This is a genomic window from Methylobacterium sp. E-046 (assembly GCF_022829625.1).
Lineage (GTDB): Bacteria > Pseudomonadota > Alphaproteobacteria > Rhizobiales > Beijerinckiaceae > Methylobacterium > Methylobacterium longum.
The window spans coordinates 1-2,264 of sequence record NZ_JAKSYP010000223.1; the positions used below are offsets into that span (position 1 = coordinate 1).

At 64.4% G+C, this 2,264-nt stretch carries 4 protein-coding genes; 1 reads left to right on the forward strand and 3 read right to left on the reverse strand.

Going from position 1 to position 2,264, the window contains the following annotated elements:
* Positions 1-117: 117 nt before the first annotated feature.
* On the forward strand, positions 118-297 hold the full coding sequence (locus MKK82_RS24060) for a hypothetical protein (RefSeq protein ID WP_243987074.1): 180 nt from the start codon (positions 118-120) through the stop codon (positions 295-297).
* Positions 298-423: 126 nt separating this feature from the next.
* Here the strand turns inward: MKK82_RS24060 and MKK82_RS24065 are convergent, their stop codons facing one another.
* From MKK82_RS24065 to MKK82_RS24075, 3 genes are all read right to left on the reverse strand, one after another.
* A complete protein-coding gene (locus MKK82_RS24065) occupies positions 424-672 on the reverse strand; it encodes a hypothetical protein (protein ID WP_243987075.1) in 249 nt (82 codons plus the stop codon).
* Positions 673-808: 136 nt separating this feature from the next.
* Positions 809-1,771, reverse strand: a complete 963-nt coding sequence (gene tal / locus MKK82_RS24070; RefSeq protein ID WP_243987077.1) for a transaldolase — start codon at positions 1,769-1,771, stop codon at positions 809-811.
* Between the two features lie 333 nt (positions 1,772-2,104).
* Positions 2,105-2,264 (reverse strand): DMT family transporter (locus MKK82_RS24075; RefSeq protein WP_243987078.1); only part of this gene is annotated, 160 nt, incomplete at its 5' end.

Below are 2,264 nucleotides of genomic sequence, written 5' to 3' on the forward strand. Positions count from 1 at the left end.
TAGCCGCTGGCTGCGACGACGTCGGAAGCCAGTGTGAGCGATCTCGCGGGTGATCGGATGGGAGATGCTGCCCGGAGGGCCCGACAGGGACGCCACGGGGTGGGGCCACGGGGATAGATGATTAGCGAACCCGACCAGGGCAGTGCCGAGGCGGTGTACGTGTCGGCCATGGTCGGCGAGATGATGCAGCGCGTTCTCAGTGACGCCGTCGTCGACCTCGCGCGAACCAGGGGGGCCTCCTACCTTGACCGGTTCATGGAGCGCGCGCTGGCCCGCTACGCCGATCTGTTCCGATAGCGATCGGACGATTCAGCTGAAACTACCAGCATGTTGCGGGCCTTGTTCGTGGTGGAGGGCAGCGCAGCCTTGCGGGCAGGCGTCGCGCGCGCGAGGGCCGAAGGTAGGCGCGACTGACGTGTCGCATCAGGCTGCCGACAGCCGCTTGGTGTTGAAAGCGACGTGCTCGCGGTAGCGGGCGATGACTTTCTCCGGCGAGCCGCCAAGCATCAGCGTCGTCATCGCCTCGCCAGCGGCGTGCACCTTCTCGACGACCATCGATTGCATCTCGGCCCGGCCCTCACGGCCGCCCCATGCGAGACGAACCAACCGAAGTTCGATGACCCGCTGTGCCTCGATGGCGAGCAGGAACGACGAGAGGAATGGATTGTACACGCACACTCCGCGCCGCAGCAGGTACGGCAGCGGTTGAACTCGGTCGCCTCCTAGAACGATCCATTGATTGCCCACATGCCCGACCTGCCTTTCTTCATAGCAGGCAACCGATCGCGTTCATGATCAGACCGGCCGGTCACCCCTGCGAGAGCCTGTCGCGGATAAGGCCGTGGAGAGCCCGCAGGTCGCTGCCGAATTGTCGAATGCCCTCCGCAAGCTTCTCCGTTGCCATCGCGCTCTCATTCATCTCCCAACGGAACGAGAACTTGTCGGTGGCGGGCACCTCAGGCGGCTCACCGTAGGCGTCGGGCGACAGGACGCGGGGGAGCGTGCCCTGAGCGGCCGCGAGTTCCTCCAGCAGCTTCGGCGAGATGGTCAGTCGATCACAGCCTGCCAGCGCTTGGATCTGGCCGACGTTGCGGAACGAGGCACCCATCACGACGGTCTTGATCCCACGTGACTTGTAGGCGGCATAGATAGAGCGCACGGATTGGACGCCCGGATCGTCCGCCCCCGTGTAGGTCTTCCCCTCGGCCGTGGCGTACCAGTCGGTGATGCGACCGACGAACGGCGAGATCAGGAACACGCCAGCATCCGCGCAGGCCATGGCCTGCACGAGATGGAACAGCAGGGTCAGGTTGCAGTCCACGCCCTCGCGCTGGAGCACGCACGCCGCCTGGATGCCCTCCCACGTTGAGGCGATCTTGATCAGCACCCGATCGCGCGAAACGCCGCGTTCGTCGTAGGCGCGGATGATCGCCCGGGCCTTCTCCAACGTCCGATCCGTGTCGAAGGAGAGGTTGGCGTCCACTTCCGTGGAGACCCGCCCCGGCACCAGCTTCGTCAGCTCGAAGCCCACCGACACGGCGAGCCGGTCCGCGACAGCCTGGACGACATTCTCGGCCTCGCCGCCTTGTGCTCTGCCCCAGGTCACCGCCTCGTCCACGATGGGGGCGAGCCCTTCCATGCCGGCCGCCTTGAGCAGCAGCGACGGGTTGGTGGTGCAATCGACCGGCTTGAGCTTCTCGATAGTGCCGATGTCGCCCGTATCGGCGACCACCACGGTCATCTCGCGGAGTTGGTCGAGTAACGATGTCATGGCTCACCTCGTGCGGCGTATCGTGATGGGACCAGGATCAGCCCACAGGCCGCCAGTCGCGGAGAGAAAGGGACCACGCCTGAGCATCGTGATAGCCAATCGATGCGCAGCCCTGCCTAATGATCTTGGCGAGCATGATCTTATCACCGAGGGCGGTGATCTGGATGACAGTCGGCCCGAAGCCGGCATCGCCGACAAGGCAGGTCCCAACGTTCCAGCCATGCTCGCGACAGATCTCCGCCGCCTGCCGATGATCGTACCGAGTGCTCGCCATTATGGATTGGTGCTTTGAGTATTGAGCTGCGGATAAGACTGATTTGAGGGTGACAGCGATCAGAACAGTGCGACAAGTGCCACCCCGGCCACCATGAGTAAGCCACCCAGGATCCGCCAGACGCTGGCAGGATGTCGTTCGAAGCCAACCCAGCCAAAGTTGTCCAGCACGATCGAGGTCACCACGCCGGCCGTGACGAGGAGGCCGAGGAATGGGGCG

Coding starts and splice junctions, on each gene's coding strand:
- MKK82_RS24060 (WP_243987074.1), top strand. CDS start 118: ATGATTAGCGAACCCGACCAGGGCAGTGCCGAGGCGGTGTACGTGTCG.
- tal (WP_243987077.1), bottom strand. CDS start 1,771: ATGACATCGTTACTCGACCAACTCCGCGAGATGACCGTGGTGGTCGCC.